The sequence below is a fragment of the Streptomyces sp. ActVer genome, from assembly GCF_027270795.1.
GTDB classification, from domain to species: domain Bacteria; phylum Actinomycetota; class Actinomycetes; order Streptomycetales; family Streptomycetaceae; genus Streptomyces; species Streptomyces umbrinus_A.
In genome coordinates this window covers 1-19,037 of sequence record NZ_JAPWHT010000182.1, presented here as the reverse complement: position 1 = coordinate 19,037, position 19,037 = coordinate 1, and the positions used below count along the sequence as shown (strand labels likewise).

Sequence of the window (19,037 nt, the reverse complement as noted above, 5' to 3'; positions counted from 1 at the left end):
GCCCGCCATGCGCCTGTTGGCCCGCGGGCACCGGGTGCGACAGTGGTTCGTCGTGGGCAACGACTATGTGTGGCCCCGCCGTACGGCCAGGGCGGCGCACCGCTACGCGCGCGAGTCGGGCGGCGGTATCTGCGCGGAGGCGTACCTGCCGCTCGGCACGCACGACTTCGACGGGGTGCTGCGACGGATCGAGCGGTCGGAGGCGGATGGCGTGCTGATGCTGCTCGTGGGCAGCGACGCGGTCCGGTTCAACCGTGCGTTCGCCGCGTCCGGCCTCGACGAGCGGTGCCTTCGGCTCAGCACCCTGATGGACGAGAACATGCTGATGGCGAGCGGCCCCACGGCCACCGCCGGCCTCTACAGCACGGCGGGTTTCTTCGCTTCTCTCGCCAATCAGGACACCCTCGACTTCCACGGCCAGTACGCCGGACGGTACGGAGTCGAGGCACCGGTCCTCGGCAGCCTCGGCGAATCGTGTTACGAGGGCGTCCTGTTGCTGACCGCGCTCATCGACCGGGCCAGGACCCTCGACGTCTCCGCGATCGGCGCGGCGGCGGACACCGTCTCGTACGAGGGGCCGCGCGGACTGCTCCATCTGCGCGGCAGTCATGTGCGCCAACGCATCTACCTGGCCCGGGCGGACGGCGTGGACTTCGACGTCGTGGCCCAGCTGGATCTTCACGAAACCCGGCCTTGACATGTCCGCGCATCCGCGAAGATACTTCCCGCAGGAAGTAATTAGAATGCCTCGGGCGAACTGTGAATTCATGCGAAGAATTCCGCCCCGGGCATTTTTTGTTTCCCGGTGAGAGCCGGAAGATACCGCCGGGAAAGTACCGCGAAACACCTTGGAAACAGGGTGACTTGAGGCTATGGACCGCACTTCAGGAGGAGGTTGTCCTCCCAGCCCGAGGGGGTTCTTTTGTCCAGCGGTTCCAGCGGTTCCAGTCGTTTCAAGGGATTCAAGGGGTCCGGTCCTTCCCGACGCCGGGTGATGGCGGGCGCCGCCGCGCTCACCGCCGTCGTCGTGCTCTCCGCGTGCGGCGCCAAGACCGACTCGGCGGGCGGCTCGTCCGACGCGGCCGCCAAGGCCGACACGAGCGGCGACACGGTCAAGGTGGGCCTGCTCAACTCGCTCTCCGGCACCATGGCGATCAGCGAGGTGACCGTACGCGACTCACTGAAGCTGGCGATCGACGAGATCAACGCCTCGGGCGGAGTGCTCGGCAAGAAGGTCAAGCCGATCAGCGAGGACGGCGCCTCCGACTGGCCGACGTTCGCCGAGAAGGCGAACAAGCTCATCAAGGAGGACCGGGTCACGGCCACCTTCGGCTGCTGGACCTCCGCGAGCCGCAAGGCCGTGAAGCCCGTCTTCGAGAAGAACAAGTCCCTGCTGTTCTATCCCGTGCAGTACGAGGGACTTGAGGAGTCCCCGTACATCTTCTACACGGGCGCCACCACCAACCAGCAGATCGTCCCGGCGCTCGACTACCTCAAGAGCCAGGGCAAGAAGAGCATTTACCTCGTCGGCAGCGACTATGTCTTCCCGCGCACCGCCAACAAGATCATCAAGGCGTACGCGAAGGCCAATGGCATGAAGGTGCTCGGCGAGGACTACGCGCCCCTGGGTTCCACCGAGTTCAGCACCATCGCCAACAAGGTGAAGGCGTCGAAGGCCGACGCGGTCTTCAACACCCTCAACGGCGACTCGAACGTGGCCTTCTTCAAGGAGTACAAGTCGGCCGGCCTGACCGCCAAGAGCATGCCGGTGGTCTCGGTGTCGATCGCCGAGGAAGAGGTCAAGTCGATCGGATCGCAGTATCTGGCGGGCCAGTTGACGGCCTGGAACTACTACCAGACGACCGCGGGCGAGGCGAACACCAAGTTCGTGAAGGCGTACAAGGCCAAGTACGGCCAGGACAAGCCGACCAGTGACCCGATGGAGGCCGCGTACACCTCGGTCTACCTGTGGAAGGCGATGGTCGAGAAGGCCAAGTCCTTCGACCCGGAGAAGGTGAAGGCGGCCTCCGACGGCATCACCTTCGACGCTCCCGAGGGCGAGGTCACCGTGGACGGTGCGAGCCAGCACATCTACAAGACCGCCCGGATCGGGAAGATCGGCACCGACGGGCTGATCGAGCAGGTGTGGGACTCCGGCAAGGCGATCAAGCCGGACCCGTACCTGAAGGGCTACTCCTGGGCCTCCGGCCTCTCCTGACCGACCGTCACGCGGGGGCCGGCCTTCTGAAGAGAGGGCCGGCCCCGCGTCCCGCCTCCCCGGAGCCGCCGTATGACCGTGATCCTCGGTCAGACCTTCACCGGCATCAGCATCGGTGCCGTCCTGCTGCTCATCGCGCTCGGTCTCTCGCTCACCTTCGGCCAGATGAACGTCATCAACATGGCCCACGGCGAGTTCATCATGGCCGGCGCCTACACCACGTACGTCCTCCAGAAGTCCATCTCCAGCGCGGGCCTCTCGCTGCTCGTCGCGCTGCCGGTGGCCTTTCTGGTCGCCGGTGCGCTCGGCGCGCTCCTTGAGTGGGTGCTCATCCGCCGTCTGTATCTGCGGCCGCTCGACACGCTGCTCGTCACCTGGGGTGTCTCGCTGATGCTCCAGCAGGCGGCCCGGGACATCTTCGGCGCGCCGAACGTGCAGACCCGCGCGCCCGATCTGCTCACCGGGAACATCACCGTCATCGGCGGCGACGATCCGCTGACCTTCGCCAACAGCCGTCTGTTCATTCTGGGGTTGGCGATCTCGGCCGTGGTCGCGCTGTCGCTGACGCTGCGGCTGACCCCGCTCGGGCGCCGGATCCGCGGGGTCGTGCAGAACCGGGATCTCGCCGAGGTGTCCGGCATCTCCACCTCGCGGGTGGACCGGACCGCGTTCTTCATCGGGTCCGGGCTCGCGGGTGTCGCGGGCGTCGCGCTGACGCTGGTCGGACCGATCGGTCCGACGATGGGCACCAACATCATCATCGACGCGTTCCTGGTGATCGTGGTCGGCGGCATCGGACAGCTCAAGGGAACGGTCATCGTCGCCTTCGTCCTCGGCGTCCTGCAGTCCGTCCTCGAATACTCCACCACCGTCAGCGTCGCGAAGGTGCTCGTCCTCGTGGCCATCGTCGCGTTCCTCCAGTGGCGGCCCCAGGGGCTGTACACGCTGCGCACGAGGAGTCTCGTATGACCCTGCTGCCCTTGCTCAAAGGCCGGTCGGCGCGCGCCTGGGCCGGATTCGCCGCGGCCGCGCTCGCCCTGTTCGCCGTCGCCCCGCTGGCACTCTCCGACTTCCGGCTCGGGCTGCTCGCCAAGTACCTGTGCACCGCGATGGTCGCCGTCGGCATCTGTCTGGCCTGGGGCCGCGGCGGACTGCTCACGCTCGGGCAGGGTGTGTTCTTCGGGCTCGGCGGCTACGCCATGGCGATGCATCTGAAGATCGCCGACGCGGGTCCGGGCAACCTTCCCGACTTCATGCAGCTGTACGGCACCGCCACCGAACTCCCGTGGTGGTGGCGGCCGTTCGAGAACCCGCTCTTCGCGCTCGCCGCGACCGTGCTGCTGCCGATGGCCGTCGCCGCGATCCTCGGTTCGTTCATCTTCCGCCGCCGCGTGAAGGGCGCGTACTTCGCGATCCTCAGCCAGGCGCTCGCCGCGGCCTTCGCCATCTGGCTGATCGGCCAGCAGGCCACGACCGGCGGCACCAACGGACTCACCGACATCCAGGGCTTCTTCGGCTACGACCTCAACGACCCGGTCAACCAGCGGATGGTGTACTTCATCATCGCCGCCGCGCTGTTGCTGCTGATCGCCCTCGCCCGGCAGCTGATCCACAGCCGCTACGGCGAACTCCTCGTCGCCGTACGGGACTCGGAGGAGCGGGTGCGCTTCCTCGGGTACAACCCGGCGAACGTGAAGCTCGTCGCGTACGTCGTGGCGGCCGGCATGGCCGGGCTCGCGGGCGCGCTGTTCGTGCCCGCGGTCGGCATCATCTCCCCCGCGATGATCGGCATCGTGCCGTCGATCGAGTTCGTCATCGGTGCCGCGGTCGGCGGCCGGGCGAGCCTGGTCGGCGCGGTGCTCGGCGCCGTCGGGGTGGCCTGGGCGAAGACGGCACTGTCGGAGGAGTTCCCGGCCGCCTGGACCTACTTCCAGGGGCTGCTGTTCATCGTGGCCCTGGCGTTCCTGCCGGGTGGTCTCGCCTCGCTGGTGGGGATCGTACGACGGCGCAGGTCCTCGCGCGCGACCGGCGACGGGACCGGGGAAAAGACGCCCGCCCTTCCTCTTGGAGAAGCAGCATGAGTGCTCTTGGAGACGCAGCATGAGTGAACTCTCGGGCCTTGAGATACGCCGACTGCGGGTGTCCTTCGACGGGTTCACCGCGGTCGACGGTGTGGACCTCGACGTGCGGCCGGGCGATCTGCGCTTCCTGATCGGGCCGAACGGCGCGGGCAAGACCACGCTCGTCGACGCCGTCACGGGCCTCGTGAAGGCCGAGGGCTCCGTGCTCTTCGGCGGCACGGAGCTGCTGGGGCGGAGCGTGCACACCATCGCCCGGTCGGGGATCGGCCGCACGTTCCAAACAGCCACCGTCTTCGAGGAGTTGACGGTCCTTCAGAACCTGGACATCGCCGCCGGTGCCGGACGCGGCATGCTGACGATGCTGCGGCGCCGCAAGGGCGTGCCGGAGCCCGTCGCACATGCGCTGGAGACGGTCGGGCTCGCGGAGCTTGCCGACTCCCCCGCCGGGACGCTCGCCCACGGGCAGAAGCAGTGGCTGGAGATCGGCATGCTGCTCGTCCAGGACGTACGGCTGCTGCTGCTCGACGAGCCGGTCGCCGGGATGAGCCACGACGAACGGCAGGCCACGGGTGAGCTGTTGGAGCGCATCAGCGAGGAGCGGACGGTGGTCGTCATCGAGCACGACATGGACTTCATGCGGTCCTTCGCACGCAGCGTCAGTGTGCTGCACGCGGGCAAGGTGCTGAGCGAGGGGACGGTCGCCGAGGTGCAGGCCGATCCCAAGGTGCAGGAGGTGTATCTCGGGCACGCGGCCGTCGAGGGCGCGGAGTTGATCCTGCCTGAAGAGCCCGAGCCCGCAGGTGGCGCCGCCGCGCCGAGTGCGGCCGTACAGGAGGCGTGAGGCCGACATGAAGCTGGAGATCGACGACATCCGGGTCGGCTACCACCGCAGCCTGGTACTGCACGGAGTCTCCGTGGACGTGCCGGACGACGGCGTCGCCGCGGTGCTCGGGCACAACGGCGCGGGCAAGAGCACACTCCTGCGGGCGGCCGTGGGACTGCTCATCCCTTCGAGCGGCGCGATCCGTCTCGACGGCGAGGACATCAGCCGTCGCAAGCCCCACGAACGCGTGGCGCGCGGCATGGCGTACGTGCCGCAGGGCCAGCAGACCTTCCCCCATCTCACGACGGCGGAGAACCTCCAACTGGTCGCGGACGGCCGCAAGCACGGCCGGGCGGCGATCGACGAGGCGCTCGACCTGTTTCCCGCGCTGAGGACTCTGTCGGGGCGGCGGGCGGGACTGCTCTCCGGCGGCCAGCGGCAGCAACTGGCCATCGCGCGGGCTCTGGTGACGGAGCCTCGGATTCTCCTGCTCGACGAGCCGACCGAGGGCATCCAGCCCTCGGTCGTCGCCGAGATCGAGGAGACGATCCTCGCGCTGGCCGCCCGCGGCGGACTCTCGGTGCTCCTCGTCGAGCAGCACGTCGGCTTCGCGATGCGGGCGGCGCAGCGGTACTACGTCCTGGAGGCCGGCCGGGTCACGTCGTCCGGCGAGGGCGGTCAGGAGGCGGAGCGGTCGGTGCGCGAGGCGCTGAGCGTGTAGCGGTTCGCTCCAGGATTCCTCCAAGCCTCCTCCAGGGCTGCTCCACGGTTCACTCCACCTGGAGTTCCGTCCTGCGGCGCTCCAGGTGGGCACGCTCGGCCGGGTTCTCGGTGAGTGCGATGGCCGCCTCGTACGCCGCTGCCGCTGCCGTCGGCCGCCCGGTGCGCCGCAGCAGGTCGGCTCGTACGGCGTGGAAGGCGTGGTAGCCGTCGAGGTCGAGGGCGTCGACGAGGGCGAGGGCCGTGCGCGGGCCCTCGGTCTCGGCGACCGCCACCGCGCGGTTGAGGGCCACGACCGGGCTCGGGGCGAGGGCCATGAGCTGGTCGTACAGCTGGAGGATCTGACCCCAGTCGGTGACGGCCGCGGTGGGCGCGTCGCAGTGGACGGCGTTGATCGCGGCCTGGATCTGGTAGGGGCCGGGCTGGTTGCGGCGCAGACAGCGGCGCACGAGGGACTGGCCCTCGGCGATCAGGCCACGGTCCCAGAGGCGGCGGTCCTGGTCGGTGAGGAGGACCAGGTCTCCGTCGGGGGTCTCCCGGGCGGGACGGCGTGCCTCGATAAGGAGCATCAGCGCGAGCAGCCCGAGGACCTCCGGCTCGTCCGGCATCAGCTCGGCGAGGACACGGCCGAGCCGTACGGCCTCCGCGCACAGGTCCTCCCGGCCCCCGTATCCCTCGTTGAAGATGAGGTAGACGACGGCCAGCACACCCCTGCCCCGTTCCGGGAGGTCGGCGTCTCGCGGGACGCGGTACGGGATACGGGCGTCGCGGATCTTGGCCTTGGCCCTGCCCAGGCGCTGGGCCATGGTGGGCTCGGGCACGAGAAAGGCGCGCGCGATCTGTGGCGTGGTGAGCCCGCCGAGGAGTCGCAGGGTGAGGGCGACCTGGGCCCGGGTGGCGAGCGCGGGGTGGCAACAGGTGAAGACCAGGCGGAGCCGGTCGTCGCGCACGGGGCCCTCCTCGGGCGGTGCGTCGGAGGCGTACAGCTGGGCCGCCTCGGCGTGCCGGGCTTCACGCGTGGACTCGCGGCGCAGCCGGTCGACGGCCCGGTTCCGGGCGGTGGTGATGATCCACCCGGCCGGGCTCGGCGGGATCCCCGTCTCCGGCCACTTCCGCACCGCCGTGGCGAACGCGTCCTGGACCGCTTCCCCGGCGAGGTCGATGTCGCCGAGGAAGCGGACGAGGACGGCGACCGCACGGCCGTACTCCGCGCGGAAGACGGCCTCGATGCCGGCCGTCGAGGTCATCGGTCCTCAGTCCTCACTCCCCCGCCCTCAGCCCTCGGCCTCGCCCATGAAGGGCCGCACCTCGATGGGGAGCGTGGTCGCGACAGTCGCCTTGCGGCCCCATTCGAGCGCCGCGTCGAGGTCGGGTGCCTTGATGAGACAGATCCCGCCGAGGTACTCCTTGCTCTCGGTGTACGGGCCGTCGGTGATCAGTACGTCCCCCTTGTCGGCCCGCAGCACGGTGGCCGTCTCGGGCCCGTGCAGTCCCCCGGCGAACACCCAGGCCCCGGCCTCCTTCAGCTCGGCGTGGAAGACCTCGAGGTTGTGCATGATCCCTTTCAGGACCTCGGGCTCGGGCGGCTCCCCCACCGGCTGCATCACGCTCAACAGGTAGTGCTTCATGACGTGTCCTCCTTGGTGGTCTCTCACTGACTACACGAAGGGGGAACCGCCGGATCGACACACGCCACGACATCCACGGGAGATTTTTTCGGTCACCGCCCCGGGGCACCCGCCGGCGCATAGTAGTGGGCGCGAACGCGCCGCAGCCAGGCCTCGACGGGCGCCTCGTCGGGCTGTTCCGGCAGGGCGCTGCGGGTCTCGTCGAAGGCCGCCTCGTAGTGCTTGAGCAGGGGCAGCGCGGCCATGGCGTCGGCTGCCACCTGTTCGCCGAAGCGGTGGTACTCCTCCGGGTTCTCGACGCGGATGCTCAGGCGCCCGGTGGCGTACAGCTCGAAGCCCTGGTGGCACAGGCGTCTCAGATGTCGGGCATGCTTGGCCGTGCGCTTGCGGGTGTCCGCGGAGAGGGAGCTGTCGCCGCGGTCGTAGAGGCGCTTGAACTGCTGGGTGGCGTAGCCGAGATAAGCATCGCGGACGCGCTTCGCGGACAGCAACGTGGTGCGGATGCCGATGAGTTCGTCACCCAGCGGGGTGCGGATCTCGTACAACTCGTCGGGCAGCCAGACGAGTTCCATGACGGTCGGATTGCCACTCAGGGCGAGCCGACACCACTTCCGGGCCTCGTGGAGGCAGACATCAGGCTGGGTACTCGTGTAGGTCTCAGGCTGTGGCTTGAGCCCATGTAGGTCCGCTGTGGGCACGGCAAAGAGTCCGAGTCGGTCGACGTCCGAGTCTGGGCGAGCCAGGCCATATGCGGTGCTGCCCACGATGCCGGACAGCAGGGTGGCGCCGCGAGGGAGCTTCACGAGATGATCTCCAATGCGGTGCGGGCCTTGCCTGACAGCGGAAGGTCTGTATCTGCGTACATCCACGCAAAAAGGTCCCGAGCCTTGCGGGCCTTGAGGGCGAACGCGACCGTCCGCGCTCCCACCTGCTGCACATGACCGCCGGTGATGGGTAGGACGGACCGCATGCCCTCGATGAACTCCGGGGTGCCGATCACCTTGAAGCGCCCACCCTCCGTTGCCGAGACATGGCCGTCGCCGTCGACGTACCCCCGCACGAACGGCCGCGCCATATGCGCCGGGGGTGTCGGCCACTGGAGAGTCAGCGACTTGCGCGGGGTGATCTTCCAGACGTTGGCGAGGTCGGTGACGTGCTGGGCGGAGCTGACGTGTAGCCGATGGCTCGGCTGGCTGCCGGTCCGCTGAACGCCGATGCTGCGTCGATGGCCGATCAGGCTGGCAGACGCCTTCACCAGGTGTGCCCCGACGTCGCCGGACAGCGAGAGCTGCCAGATCCGATGACCCTGCACACAACCATCAGCCGCAAGGAGGCCAGCCAGCCACGCGGTGGGCGCAACGTCGCCAGCAAAGAACTCGTGGTCGAAGTCGCTGCGGTCCGGGCGCGGCTTCCAGCCGTTGGCGCGGCGGTTGGCCTCTCGGTGGCAGGTCCGGCAGGCCCGCCATCCTTGCTTGGTGATCCGCGTGTTCTCCTGGGTCCAGGCGTGCCCGAACTTGCAGGCGTCGCGGAGTCTCCTGGTCACCTCTGCCCCCATTCATTGCTCTCGGCCTGCTCCTCGGGGGCTGCGGGCACAAGCGCGGCGAAGCCTCGACAGGGGCTGCGGAATATGGCCAACATGCCGAGGCGGTCCACGTCCGAGCCCGCGTGGGCCAGGCCGTAGGCGGTGGAGCCGACGATGCCGGACAGCAGGATGTTGTTCTTGGCGGTCACAGCCGTCGCCCCTCTCCCCTGCCGCCTCGCTGCCTTGTGCGAGCCGGGCGGCTTACACAAGGTCATCACCCGGGGGGCGGCTGCGTACAGCGATTTTCCGGGTACGAGATGGCGGCGTCCCGGGGGCGCGGCGCGGCAGCATTCCGGGGCGCCGGGTGACGGCTGCGCCCCCGATCCTCAGCCGGCGAACGGCACCTGCGCCGCGGGGGCCGGACGCTCGGCGAACGGGTGCCGCCACAGGCCCTGCGCGGCGAGCCGGGGCAGGACGCCCTCGCCGAACCAGTACGCCTCCTCCAGGTGCGGGTAGCCGGAGAGGACGAACTCCTCGATGCCGATGGCCTGGTACTCCTTGATCCGTTCGGCGACCTCGTCGTGACTGCCGACCAGTGCGGTGCCCGCGCCGCCGCGCACGAGACCGATGCCGGCCCAGAGGTTGGGGTGGATCTCCAGGCCGTCGCGGTTGCCGCCGCCGTGCAGGGCGAGCATGCGCTGCTGGCCCTCGGACTCGCTGCGGGCGAGACCGGCCTGTACGGACTTCACGGTCTCCGGGTCGAAACCGGCCAGCAGCCGGTCGGCCTCGGCCCAGGCCTGCTCGGAGGTGTCCCGGGTGATGACGTGCAGCCGGATGCCGAACCGGACGCTGCGGCCCTCCTTCTCAGCCAGCGCGCGGACCCATGCGATCTTCTCGGCGACCTGCGCGGGCGGTTCGCCCCACGTGAGGTACACGTCCACGTGCTTGGCCGCGACCTCGCCCGCGATGGGCGAGGATCCGCCGAAGTAGACCTCGGGGACCGGGTCGGGGACGCGGGCGAGCTTGGCGTCCTCGACCTGGAGGAACTCGCCGGACAGGTCGACGGTCTTGCCCTCCCACAGGTCCCGGACGATCTGCAGGAACTCGCCGGTACGGCGGTAGCGGGCGTCCTTGTCGAGGAAGTCGCCGTAGGCGCGCTGCTCGTGGCTCTCGCCGCCGGTGACGACGTTGAGGAGGAGCCGCCCGCCGGACTGGCGCTGGAAGGTGGACGCCATCTGCGCGGCGAGCGTCGGGGAGACGAAGCCCGGCCGGAAGGCGACCAGAAACTTCAGCCGCTCGGTGTTCTGGCTGACCATCGCGGTGGTCAGCCAGGCGTCCTCGCACCAGGCGCCGGTGGGCGTGAGCGCGCCGACGAAGCCCAGGTCCTCGGCGGCGCGGGCGATCTGGCTGAGGTAGGCGACCGTCGGCGGCCGGTCCCGGCCGGACACCGTGGCCGGGGTGCCGTGGCCGCCGCCGACGACATGACGGCTGTCGCCGTTGGTGGGCAGGAACCAGTGGAAGGTGAGGGACACGGGTCCGTTCTCCGATCGGGGGGAGCTGATGGGGGTTCGGTCTCAGAGCAGTCCGTGCCGTGGAGGCAGCGTGCCGTTCAGTACGTACCGGCCGATGTGCTGGATCTTCCAGCGGGCCGGGTCGTGCAGTGTGTGGGTGCGGGCGTCGCGCCAATGCCGGTGCAGATTGAGGGAGTTGAGGGCGGACCGGGTGCCTGACACCTCGAAGAGCGCGCCCGACACCTCGACGGCGGTGCTCGCGGCGTGCGCCTTCGCGGCGGCCACGGCGATGGACGCCTCGGCCGCCGACGCCTCCGTGAGGTCGACGCGGGCCGTGTCGACCGCGCGGGCCGCCGCGCCGAGCAGCGCCCTGGTTGCCCGCACCTGAATGGCCAGCTCCCCGAAGCGCTGGATGAGCAGCGGATCCCCGGCGGCGGTCTCGACACCGCTCTCGAACCACGGGCGGCTCTTCGTGCGGACGAACTCCGCGGCCTCGGCGAGTGCGCCCGCCGCGATCCCGGCGTCGATGGCGGCATGCAGCAACTGGGCCACCGCGCCGTGGAGTTGGGGGCCCTGGAAGGTGAGGTGGTGCGGGAGAACCCGGTCGGCGGGCACGGGTACGGCGTCGAGCCTGACGGTACCGCTGGCGGTGGTGCGCTGGCCCATGCCGTCCCAGTCGTCGACGACCGTGAGGCCTTCGGCATGCCGGGGCACGTACGCGACGTGCAGGTTGTCGTCCCCGGCGCGGGCGAGCACCGGAATCCAGTCGGCGAAGAGGGCACCCGTGGAGTAGTGCTTGACGCCGGTGAGGACGTACGAACCGTCCGGGGCCGGCTCCAGTCGGGTGCGGATGTCCTGGACGTGCTTCGTCCCGGCCTCCGACTGGGCGTTGCCGAAGCGACGCCCGGCCAGCACCTCGTCGAAGAAGAACTTCCGCTGCTCCGGGGTTCCCTGACGGCGAATCACATTGACGTACACGAAATGGCTCTGCGGGATCTGGGCGAGGCTGGCGTCGGCCGAGGCGAGGAGCCGGAAGATCTCGGCGAGCGTCTCCTGCCGTACGTCGGCGCCACCGTGCTCGGCGGGCACGGTGACGGCGAGCAGGCCGGAGTCGGAGATCCGGTCCAGCTCCTCGCGGGGGAGCCTGCGTTCGGCGTCCCGCCGCGAGGCCCCGGCCCGGAACTCGTCGGCCAGCGCGGCGGCGACGGCCAGGGCCTCGGCATCATCGGCGATGAGCTTGGCGGCGCCCCGGACGGAGGCCTGCGCGGAGACCTGGGTGGAGGCCTGTGGGGACACGGTCAGCTCGCCGCGGCCAGGATCGGCGTACGGCCCAGGGCCTCGGAGAACTGGTCGAGCACCTGGGTCAGTGCCTCGGCGGCCGCGGGTGCCACCGTGAGTCCGCCGTCCTCGCCCACCGCGATGTCCTTATCGAGGGTGAACCAGCCCTGGACGATGTGCCGGGCGCCCATGGAGCTGAGCACCGGGCGCAGGGCGTAGTCGATGGCCAGCACATGCGCGGTGGTGCCCCCGGTGGCCAGGGGCAGCACGGTCTTGCCCGTGAGGGCGTACTGCGGGAGCAGGTCGAGCAGCGCCTTGAGGACCCCGGAGTAGGCGGCCTTGTAGACGGGGGTGCCGATGACGATGCCGTCGACGCGGGCGAAGAGCGCGGTGGCCTCGACGATCGCCGGATGCCTGAAGTCGGCGCCGAGCAGGGCCTCGGCGGGGATCGTACGGACGTCGAGCGGGATCACCTCGTGGCCCTGCGCGGTCAGCCGGTTGTCCAGGTGGCGCAGGAGTCGGTTGGTGCGGGAGGAGGCGGAGGGGCTGCCGGAGACGGACAGGACGGTGGCCATGGGTCCTCTTTCGGGACGGCGGATGCCTCCGCGCGGGAGGCGCCCGGGGGCGGGCTGTCAGGCGTGAACGGGTGTGGACTCGGGCTCGGTGTCCGGGAGTTGGGCTTCCAGCTCGCGTACGAGGGGCAGCACGCGGCGGCCGAAGTACTCGACCTCCTCGTGGTAGTGGAGGAAGCCGAGAAGCAGGAGGTCGACGCCGAGGCGCTTGTACGCGACGATCCGCTCGGCGATCTGCTCCGGGGTGCCGATCAGCCCCGTACGGAAGCCGTCGTTGTACTGGACGAGGTCCTCGAAGGAGGAGTCCTGCCACATGCCCCTGCCGTCCGCGGCAGACTGTCCGGCCTGCTTCACGGCGGCGCCGAATCCCTCGACGGCCTCGCGGTCGGCGTGGGCGACGATCTCACGGAGGGTCTCGCGGGCCTCCGCCTCGGTGTCGCGGGCGATCAGGAAGCCGTTGAGGCCGAACTTCGGTGCTGTACGGCCCACTTGGGCCGCCGATGCCCGTACGTCCGCGAGCTGTTCGACGACCCCGTCGAAGTCCTTGCCGTTGGAGAAGTACCAGTCGGAGACCCGGCCGGCCATCGCGCGGGCGGCGGTGGAGTTGCCGCCCTGGAAGATCTCGGGGTGCGGGCGCTCGACGGTGTTGAGGGGCTTGGGCTTGAGGGAGAAGTCTCGCAACCGGTAGAAGTCACCGGCGAGTTCGGTGTGGTCCTCGGTCCAGATCTGGCGCAGGGCCTGGATGAACTCCTCGGAGCGGCGGATGGGGGTCCCTCCCGGTTCGAGCGAAGCCGAGAAGTGGGGGAGCTCGTCGTGCTCCAGCCAGGGCTCGCCGAGGGCGGTGAACTCGCCCTTGAACCAGCCGGAGACGACGTTGACGGCGAAGCGGCCGTTCGACAAGTGGTCGGCGGTGGCGCCGAGTTTGGCGAGGACGCCCGGGTGCCAGAGGCCGGGGTGGACGGCGGCGATGACCTTCAGGCGCTCGGTGGCGAGCAGCAGGGCGAGGCTGAAGCTGGTCGACTCGTGCTGGAACTCGGCGCCGTAGCTGGCCATGTAGCGGACCTGGCTGAGGGCGTAGTCGAAGCCGTTGTTCTCGGCCAGGACGGCGAGTTCGCGGTTGTACTCGTAGCCCCAGTCGGTGCGCTGCTCGATCTTGCTGGTGACCAGGCCGCCGCTGACGTTGGGCACCCAGTAGGCGAAGCGGACGGGGTCTGCGGACGGGTTTTCGGCAGGCATGCGGAACTCCTGTTGCGGGGAATTCAGGCAGGCCGAATTCGGCGGGTGGCGGAGCATTGCCGAATTCGGGCGGCGGAAAGCGACTCACGGCTTTACGGCAGCCGTGGGCGGCGGAAGAAGAGGGGGTGAGAGGCGCAGCGGATCCGGTGGATCAGGCCGCGGAGCAACAGGCGGCGCTGGAGACACGCGCGAGGTCGACATGGCGTCGCCGCGTGAGGTCCAGTCGCATCATCATGTTCTCGATCGTGGCAGCCGTCGGTCCTGACCGTCAAGGAATACCCGATCGGTCTCGCATCGCGGACCGGCGAATTTCACGAAGGCGTGACAGGGCAGCCCTTGAACAGGGCGGTGCGCGCACCACATTCTGCTGGGGTGCGAATAGAGCAGCTCGAATACATCACGGCGGTCACCCGGCTCGGTTCGCTGCGCCGGGCCGCCGAGGAACTCCACCTGTCCCAGCCCGCGTTGAGCGAGACCGTGCGGAATCTGGAGCGGGAACTCGGGGTCGACCTCCTGGAGCGCAAGCGGTCCGGCGCGAAGATGAGCGCGGAGGGGCGGGAGCTGCTGCCGCACATCATCAATGTCCTCGACGCGGTGGACCGGCTGCGGGGCGCCGCGGGCGAGCAGCACCGCATCAGTCGCATGGTCCGCGTCGGCACGGTGAACGCCGCGACGGTGCCGTTGCTCATTCCGGCCGTACGGGAGTTCCGCGCCACGCATCCGGCGACGCAGGTGGAGGTCGTCGGCGCCCAGCAGTCGGAGATCCACCGGACCCTGCTGGAGGGCGGCTTCGACCTCGGGCTGGTGAATCACCTGGAGGGTGACGACGTGGCCGCCGACTTCGACTCCACGGAGCTGCTGCGCGGGCGGCCGGTGGTGTGCGTGCGGCCGGACAGTCCGCTCGCGTCGCTGTCGGTGGTGTCCGTGTCCGACCTGCTCGCCGAACCGCTCATCGCGATGCGCTCCGGCTATGTGATGCACCGCTACGTCCACCGGCTGCTGGGCGACCGTGAGCCGTCCTTCTCCTACTCCACCGACGGCGCGGAGATGGGCAAGCTGATGGTGGCGGAAGGGCTGGGGGCCACGGTACTGCCCGACTTCAGCGTGATCGACGATCCGCTGGAACGGCAGGGCTCAATCGTCTGCCGTCCGCTGGCCGACGACTCGACGCGGGTGCTGTTGATGCTGCAGCGGCGCAAGGCCGACTCGGTGCCGCGGGCCGCCCACGATCTGCACGAGGCCTTCGTGCACCGGGCGGTGGCACTCGGAGGAACGGTGACCGGCCGGGCGTGAGGCGGCACTGGCCGCACTCGCCCCGAGCCGGCGCCCGCCCGTGCGGAATCAGTCGCGGAATCAGTCCTCGTCGAGCGCCGGGACCACCACGAGGAAGGCGTCCGACTCCAGGTCCATCACGACCGCCGCGGGCTCACCCTCGGCACGACGCCGTGCCGCGTACTCCTCCGCGGGCCACGATCCACGCGGGGCTCCCGCGGGAAACCGCTCCAGCACCTTCGCGCCCATGACGGCAGCCACCTCCAGCATCCACCGACGACTCTGCTGCACGTCGTCTGCCCCCGGTCTGCGAAAACATGTGCCGACGTCCGCGACCCGAATGGCCGCAGTGGCCCGGTCGGCGCATCCGTCGGGGCGTTCACGAGGGAAGTGATCAGGAGGGGAACACCGAAACGGAAGGCTGAGAACTCATGAGCGGTGACGTCTCTGAAGACGGGCTGCGGTGCCTGGTGACGGGCGCGACGGGATACATCGGCGGCCGGCTCGTCCCGGAGCTCCTCGCCGCGGGCCACCGGGTGCGCTGCATGGCCCGCTCCCCCGGCGCCCTCCGCGACCATGAGTGGGCGGGCGACGTCGAGGTGGTGCGCGGGGACGTCACCGACCCCGAGTCCGTCGCCGGTGCGATGCGGGACATCGACGTCGCGTACTACCTGGTGCACGCGCTCGGCACGGGCAAGGGCTTCGAGGAGACCGACCGGAGGGCGGCCCGCACCTTCGGGGAGCGGGCCCGCGCGGCGGGCGTACGCCGGATCGTCTATCTGGGCGGGCTCACCCCCGCCGGGGTGCCGGAGAAGGAACTGTCGCCGCATCTGCGGTCCCGGGCCGAGGTCGGCCGCGTCCTGCTGGACTCCGGTGTGCCCACGACCGTGCTGCGCGCGGCGGTCATCATCGGTTCGGGTTCGGCCTCCTTCGAGATGCTGCGCTATCTCACCGAGCGGCTCCCGGTGATGGTCACTCCGAGCTGGGTCCGTACGCGGATCCAGCCCATCGCCGTACGGGACGTGCTGCGCACGCTGGTGGGCGCCGCGCGGATGCCGGACGACGTCAGCCGGGCCTTCGACATCGGCGGCCCGGAGATCCTCACGTACCGGGAGATGATGGTCAGATACGCCGCGGTCGCGGGCCTGCCCCGCCGGCTGATCGTGCCGGTGCCGGTGCTGACGCCCCGGCTCTCCAGTCACTGGGTCGGACTGGTCACGCCCGTACCGAACTCCATCGCGCGCCCGCTCACCGAGTCGCTGCGCCACGAGGTCGTCTGCCACGAGCACGACATCGCGAGCTTTGTGCCCGACCCGCCGGGCGGGCCGATCGGCTTCGAGGAGTCGGTACGACTGGCCCTGCGACGCGTCCGGGAGGCTCGGGTCACCACGCGCTGGTCGTCCGCCTCGGTACCGGGTGCCCCGAGTGACCCGCTGCCCACCGACCCCGACTGGGCGGGCGGCAGCCTCTACACGGACCGGCGCGAGCTGGCGGTCGACTCCCCGCCCGAGGCCCTGTGGCGGGTGATCGAGGGCATCGGCGGTGACAGCGGCTGGTACTCCCTCCCCCTCGCCTGGGCGGTGCGCGGTTGGCTGGACCGGCTGGTCGGCGCGGTGGGCCTGCGCCGCGGCCGGCGCGACGCGGCACGCCTGCGGGTTGGCGACTCCCTCGACTTCTGGCGCGTCGAGGAGATCGAACGAGGGCACTTGCTGCGGCTGCGCGCCGAGATGCGGCTGCCCGGCCTCGCGTGGCTGGAGATGTACGTCGACACGGACGAGGGCGGCGGCGTCCGTTACCGCCAGCGCGCCCTCTTCCATCCCCACGGGCTGCTCGGCCACGCCTACTGGTGGAGCGTGTCGCCGTTCCACGCGGTCGTGTTCGGCGGCATGGCCCGCAACATCGCCCGGACCGCGGCCAGGACGGAGCCCGCTCCGGCGCGGCTCGGCACACCTGGTGGCTGATGCCCGGTGCCCTACGTCCGAGGCCCCTTCTCGTCTCGCCCTCTCACCCCGGCCCGTCGTCCCTTCCCGTCCCCGCCCCAGACCCGTCCCGGAATTCCGGAGTCAAGCCATGAACGTCTCGGTCGTCCTGTTCACCTCCGACCTGCGCCTGCACGATCATCCGCCGCTCCGCGCGGCGCTCGACGGCTCCGACACGGTGGTGCCCCTGTTCGTCCGTGACCGGGCCGTCGACAAAGCCGGATTCGCCGCTCCGAACCGGCTGGCGTTCCTCGCCGACTGTCTGCGGGATCTCGACGCGGGACTGCGTGAGCGCGGCGGCCGCCTGGTGTTCCGGTCCGGCGATGTCGTCGACCAGGTGTGCAAGGTGGTCACGGAGACGGACGCCGACGATGCGCACATGGCGGCCGGTACGAGCGCCTACGCCCACCGGCGCGAGGAACGGCTGCGCGCCGCCCTGGAGTCGGAGGGGTGCCGGCTGCACGTCCACGACACGGTGATCACCGCGCTGGCACCGGGGGCCGTGACCCCGGCCGCCTCGGACCACTTCGCCGTCTTCACGCCGTACTTCCGGCACTGGGCCCGGCAGCAGCCGCGCAACGTGCTCGGCGCACCCCGCGCCGTGCCGGTGCAGGAGGGCATCGGTTCGGAGGCACTCCCCCGGCGCGGGGATCTGTCGGGCCTGTCCGAGGGGCTGGCCGCAGGCGGCGAGACGGAGGGCAGGAAGCAGCTGACGGCCTGGCTGCGGGGCGGGGTCGGCTCGTACGAGGATCGCCACGACGACCTGCCCGGGGACGCCACTTCGCGCCTCTCCCCGCACCTGCACTTCGGCACGTTGTCTCCCGTCGAGCTAGTCCACCGGGCGCGGAAGGCGGGCGGGCCGGGCGCCGAGGCGTTCGTACGGCAGCTCGCGTGGCGGGACTTCCATCATCAGGTGCTGGCCGCTCGGCCGGACGCCGCCACGGCGGACTACCGCACCCGGCGCGACCTGTGGCGGTCGGAGACGTCGGCCGCACAGGAGATCGATGCCTGGAAGGAGGGGCGGACCGGCTATCCCGTCGTCGACGCGGCCATGCGCCAACTGCGGCACGAGGGCTGGATGCACAACCGGGGACGCCTGCTGACCGCGAGCTTCCTCACGAAGACGCTGTACGTCGACTGGCGGGTCGGCGCCCGTCACTTCCTCGAACTGCTGGTGGACGGCGACATCGCGAACAACCAGCTCAACTGGCAGTGGGTGGCGGGAACCGGCACCGACACCCGGCCCAACCGGGTCCTCAATCCGGTCATCCAAGGCAAGCGATTCGACCCGGACGGCACGTACGTCAGGCGCTGGGTGCCCGAACTCGAAGAGCTCGCAGGGGCAGCCGTGCACGAGCCGTGGAAGCTCAAGGGACTCGACCGTGCCGCCTACGACTATCCCGGTCCGATCGTCGAACTCGCCGACGGGCTGGCCCGTTTCAAGCACGCTCGCGGGCGGGCCTGAGGGTCCGCCGGTCCAGCAGTCCACCGGCCCGTCAGTCCACCGGCCGCGGCGCGCTGTTCTCGTAACGGGCCGCGAGTACGGCCAGTGCGTCGTGCAGGCTGGGCGGCCGGAGCATGCCCTGAGCCGATCGCCCTGCCCATCCCGGGCCTCCCAGCACGAGCGTCGGATGTCTGCGTGCGCCCTTCACGCCCCAGTGCGTGGCGGCCACGTGGCGGGCCAGCGAAATGCTCGCCGTGGAGCGCGCCTGGGCCCACAGGACCACGGCGGAGGGCCCAAGGCGCCGTACCGCCGCGGTGAGCGCCTCCGCGGGCACGGCCGCGCCGAACATCCGGGTGGGCAGGCCGTGTTCGGCGAGTCCGGCGTTCAGCGCCTCCAGCGGCAGGGTGTGCTGCTCGCCGGGTACGCAGGCCAGGACCACCGGTCCCTCGGCGCTCTCCGGTGTGCCCGGTCGCGGGGACGGGGTGACACGCCGGAGCGTGGTGGAGATGTGCCAGGAGAGCAGGTGCTCGACCTCGACATACCGGTCGCCGGACGACTCCCATCTGCGGCCGACGGCGTGCAGTGTCGGAACCATCACGTCCTGCCAGGCGACCGTGAGGCCGTACCGCTCGACGGCCGAGGTCAACCGGCCGTCCACGGCCGGTGCGTCGAGCCGGACAGCGGCCCTGGCCAGGCCACGGCACTCCTTGCGGACGTCGCCGGGGAGCGGCGGGCCGGCCGTGGGTGGCCGGC

General features: G+C 70.3%; 21 protein-coding genes. 9 read left to right on the top strand and 12 right to left on the bottom strand.

Going from position 1 to position 19,037, the window contains the following annotated elements:
* From O3Q52_RS27220 to urtE, 6 genes are all read left to right on the top strand, one after another.
* A partial coding sequence (locus tag O3Q52_RS27220) for an ABC transporter substrate-binding protein (RefSeq protein ID WP_269651365.1) occupies positions 1 to 697 on the top strand: 697 nt, incomplete at its 5' end.
* Positions 698 to 994: 297 nt separating this feature from the next.
* Entirely contained in the window at positions 995 to 2,218 is a 1,224-nt protein-coding gene (gene urtA / locus O3Q52_RS27215) for an urea ABC transporter substrate-binding protein (RefSeq protein WP_269651364.1), read from the top strand.
* A gap of 72 nt (positions 2,219 to 2,290) precedes the next feature.
* On the top strand, positions 2,291 to 3,187 hold the full coding sequence (gene urtB / locus O3Q52_RS27210) for an urea ABC transporter permease subunit UrtB (protein WP_269651363.1): 897 nt from the start codon (positions 2,291 to 2,293) through the stop codon (positions 3,185 to 3,187).
* Positions 3,184 to 4,299 (top strand): urea ABC transporter permease subunit UrtC, encoded by a 1,116-nt coding sequence (gene urtC / locus O3Q52_RS27205; protein WP_269651362.1) that lies wholly within the window; start codon positions 3,184 to 3,186, stop codon positions 4,297 to 4,299. The genes urtB and urtC overlap by 4 nt, the downstream gene beginning before the upstream one ends.
* A 19-nt stretch (positions 4,300 to 4,318) precedes the next feature.
* Entirely contained in the window at positions 4,319 to 5,140 is an 822-nt protein-coding gene (gene urtD / locus O3Q52_RS27200; RefSeq protein ID WP_269651361.1) for an urea ABC transporter ATP-binding protein UrtD, read from the top strand.
* Between the two features lie 7 nt (positions 5,141 to 5,147).
* Positions 5,148 to 5,843: an urea ABC transporter ATP-binding subunit UrtE gene (gene urtE, locus O3Q52_RS27195; RefSeq protein ID WP_269651360.1), complete on the top strand. Its 696-nt coding sequence runs from the start codon at positions 5,148 to 5,150 to the stop codon at positions 5,841 to 5,843.
* A gap of 49 nt (positions 5,844 to 5,892) precedes the next feature.
* Here urtE and O3Q52_RS27190 read toward each other — a convergent pair whose 3' ends face one another.
* The 10 genes from O3Q52_RS27190 to O3Q52_RS54435 all read right to left on the bottom strand — a co-directional run bounded on the left by O3Q52_RS27190 (position 5,893) and on the right by O3Q52_RS54435 (position 13,818).
* Positions 5,893 to 7,089 carry an RNA polymerase sigma factor gene (locus O3Q52_RS27190; protein WP_269651359.1) on the bottom strand — a complete coding sequence of 399 codons (1,197 nt, stop codon included), beginning with the start codon at positions 7,087 to 7,089 and terminating at the stop codon, positions 5,893 to 5,895.
* A gap of 27 nt (positions 7,090 to 7,116) precedes the next feature.
* Positions 7,117 to 7,470: a YciI family protein gene (locus tag O3Q52_RS27185; protein ID WP_269651358.1), complete on the bottom strand. Its 354-nt coding sequence runs from the start codon at positions 7,468 to 7,470 to the stop codon at positions 7,117 to 7,119.
* Positions 7,471 to 7,562: 92 nt separating this feature from the next.
* Positions 7,563 to 8,273: a nucleotidyltransferase domain-containing protein gene (locus tag O3Q52_RS27180; protein WP_269651357.1), complete on the bottom strand. Its 711-nt coding sequence runs from the start codon at positions 8,271 to 8,273 to the stop codon at positions 7,563 to 7,565.
* Positions 8,270 to 9,013 carry a hypothetical protein gene (locus O3Q52_RS27175; protein WP_269651356.1) on the bottom strand — a complete coding sequence of 248 codons (744 nt, stop codon included), beginning with the start codon at positions 9,011 to 9,013 and terminating at the stop codon, positions 8,270 to 8,272. Before O3Q52_RS27175 ends, O3Q52_RS27180 begins: the two co-directional genes overlap by 4 nt.
* Positions 9,010 to 9,201 carry a hypothetical protein gene (locus O3Q52_RS27170; RefSeq protein WP_269651367.1) on the bottom strand — a complete coding sequence of 64 codons (192 nt, stop codon included), beginning with the start codon at positions 9,199 to 9,201 and terminating at the stop codon, positions 9,010 to 9,012. Before O3Q52_RS27170 ends, O3Q52_RS27175 begins: the two co-directional genes overlap by 4 nt.
* Before the next feature lie 177 nt (positions 9,202 to 9,378).
* Positions 9,379 to 10,524 (bottom strand): LLM class flavin-dependent oxidoreductase, encoded by a 1,146-nt coding sequence (locus O3Q52_RS27165; protein WP_269651355.1) that lies wholly within the window; start codon positions 10,522 to 10,524, stop codon positions 9,379 to 9,381.
* A gap of 42 nt (positions 10,525 to 10,566) precedes the next feature.
* Positions 10,567 to 11,799: an SfnB family sulfur acquisition oxidoreductase gene (locus tag O3Q52_RS27160; RefSeq protein WP_269651354.1), complete on the bottom strand. Its 1,233-nt coding sequence runs from the start codon at positions 11,797 to 11,799 to the stop codon at positions 10,567 to 10,569.
* Between the two features lie 2 nt (positions 11,800 to 11,801).
* Positions 11,802 to 12,356 (bottom strand): NADPH-dependent FMN reductase, encoded by a 555-nt coding sequence (gene ssuE / locus O3Q52_RS27155; RefSeq protein ID WP_269651353.1) that lies wholly within the window; start codon positions 12,354 to 12,356, stop codon positions 11,802 to 11,804.
* A gap of 57 nt (positions 12,357 to 12,413) precedes the next feature.
* Positions 12,414 to 13,589 (bottom strand): dimethylsulfone monooxygenase SfnG, encoded by a 1,176-nt coding sequence (sfnG, locus tag O3Q52_RS27150; protein WP_269651352.1) that lies wholly within the window; start codon positions 13,587 to 13,589, stop codon positions 12,414 to 12,416.
* A 151-nt stretch (positions 13,590 to 13,740) separates the two neighbouring features.
* Entirely contained in the window at positions 13,741 to 13,818 is a 78-nt protein-coding gene (locus O3Q52_RS54435; RefSeq protein ID WP_353963659.1) for a putative leader peptide, read from the bottom strand.
* Between the two features lie 143 nt (positions 13,819 to 13,961).
* On the opposite strand from O3Q52_RS54435, the gene O3Q52_RS27145 reads away from it, so the two are divergent.
* On the top strand, positions 13,962 to 14,882 hold the full coding sequence (locus O3Q52_RS27145; RefSeq protein WP_269651351.1) for a LysR family transcriptional regulator: 921 nt from the start codon (positions 13,962 to 13,964) through the stop codon (positions 14,880 to 14,882).
* 60 nt (positions 14,883 to 14,942) lie between these two features.
* Here the strand turns inward: O3Q52_RS27145 and O3Q52_RS27140 are convergent, their stop codons facing one another.
* Entirely contained in the window at positions 14,943 to 15,131 is a 189-nt protein-coding gene (locus O3Q52_RS27140) for a hypothetical protein (RefSeq protein WP_269651366.1), read from the bottom strand.
* 161 nt (positions 15,132 to 15,292) lie between these two features.
* Between O3Q52_RS27140 and O3Q52_RS27135 the strand changes: the two genes are divergently transcribed.
* Positions 15,293 to 16,822 carry an SDR family oxidoreductase gene (locus tag O3Q52_RS27135; protein WP_269651350.1) on the top strand — a complete coding sequence of 510 codons (1,530 nt, stop codon included), beginning with the start codon at positions 15,293 to 15,295 and terminating at the stop codon, positions 16,820 to 16,822.
* Positions 16,823 to 16,931: 109 nt separating this feature from the next.
* Positions 16,932 to 18,305 carry a deoxyribodipyrimidine photo-lyase gene (locus O3Q52_RS27130; RefSeq protein ID WP_269651349.1) on the top strand — a complete coding sequence of 458 codons (1,374 nt, stop codon included), beginning with the start codon at positions 16,932 to 16,934 and terminating at the stop codon, positions 18,303 to 18,305.
* 31 nt (positions 18,306 to 18,336) lie between these two features.
* On the opposite strand, the gene O3Q52_RS27125 is transcribed toward O3Q52_RS27130, so the two are convergent.
* The coding region (locus O3Q52_RS27125) for a B12-binding domain-containing protein (RefSeq protein ID WP_269651348.1) at positions 18,337 to 19,037 on the bottom strand (701 nt) is incomplete at its 5' end.

What these genes read in the sequence shown, in the direction of transcription:
- urtA (WP_269651364.1), top strand. Translation starts at nt 995, where the DNA reads ATGGCGGGCGCCGCCGCGCTCACCGCCGTCGTCGTGCTCTCCGCGTGC.
- urtB (WP_269651363.1), top strand. Translation starts at nt 2,291, where the DNA reads ATGACCGTGATCCTCGGTCAGACCTTCACCGGCATCAGCATCGGTGCC.
- urtC (WP_269651362.1), top strand. Translation starts at nt 3,184, where the DNA reads ATGACCCTGCTGCCCTTGCTCAAAGGCCGGTCGGCGCGCGCCTGGGCC.
- urtD (WP_269651361.1), top strand. Translation starts at nt 4,319, where the DNA reads ATGAGTGAACTCTCGGGCCTTGAGATACGCCGACTGCGGGTGTCCTTC.
- urtE (WP_269651360.1), top strand. Translation starts at nt 5,148, where the DNA reads ATGAAGCTGGAGATCGACGACATCCGGGTCGGCTACCACCGCAGCCTG.
- O3Q52_RS27190 (WP_269651359.1), bottom strand. Translation starts at nt 7,089, where the DNA reads ATGACCTCGACGGCCGGCATCGAGGCCGTCTTCCGCGCGGAGTACGGC.
- O3Q52_RS27185 (WP_269651358.1), bottom strand. Translation starts at nt 7,470, where the DNA reads ATGAAGCACTACCTGTTGAGCGTGATGCAGCCGGTGGGGGAGCCGCCC.
- ssuE (WP_269651353.1), bottom strand. Translation starts at nt 12,356, where the DNA reads ATGGCCACCGTCCTGTCCGTCTCCGGCAGCCCCTCCGCCTCCTCCCGC.
- sfnG (WP_269651352.1), bottom strand. Translation starts at nt 13,589, where the DNA reads ATGCCTGCCGAAAACCCGTCCGCAGACCCCGTCCGCTTCGCCTACTGG.
- O3Q52_RS54435 (WP_353963659.1), bottom strand. Translation starts at nt 13,818, where the DNA reads ATGCGACTGGACCTCACGCGGCGACGCCATGTCGACCTCGCGCGTGTC.
- O3Q52_RS27140 (WP_269651366.1), bottom strand. Translation starts at nt 15,131, where the DNA reads ATGCTGGAGGTGGCTGCCGTCATGGGCGCGAAGGTGCTGGAGCGGTTT.
- O3Q52_RS27135 (WP_269651350.1), top strand. Translation starts at nt 15,293, where the DNA reads ATGAGCGGTGACGTCTCTGAAGACGGGCTGCGGTGCCTGGTGACGGGC.
- O3Q52_RS27130 (WP_269651349.1), top strand. Translation starts at nt 16,932, where the DNA reads ATGAACGTCTCGGTCGTCCTGTTCACCTCCGACCTGCGCCTGCACGAT.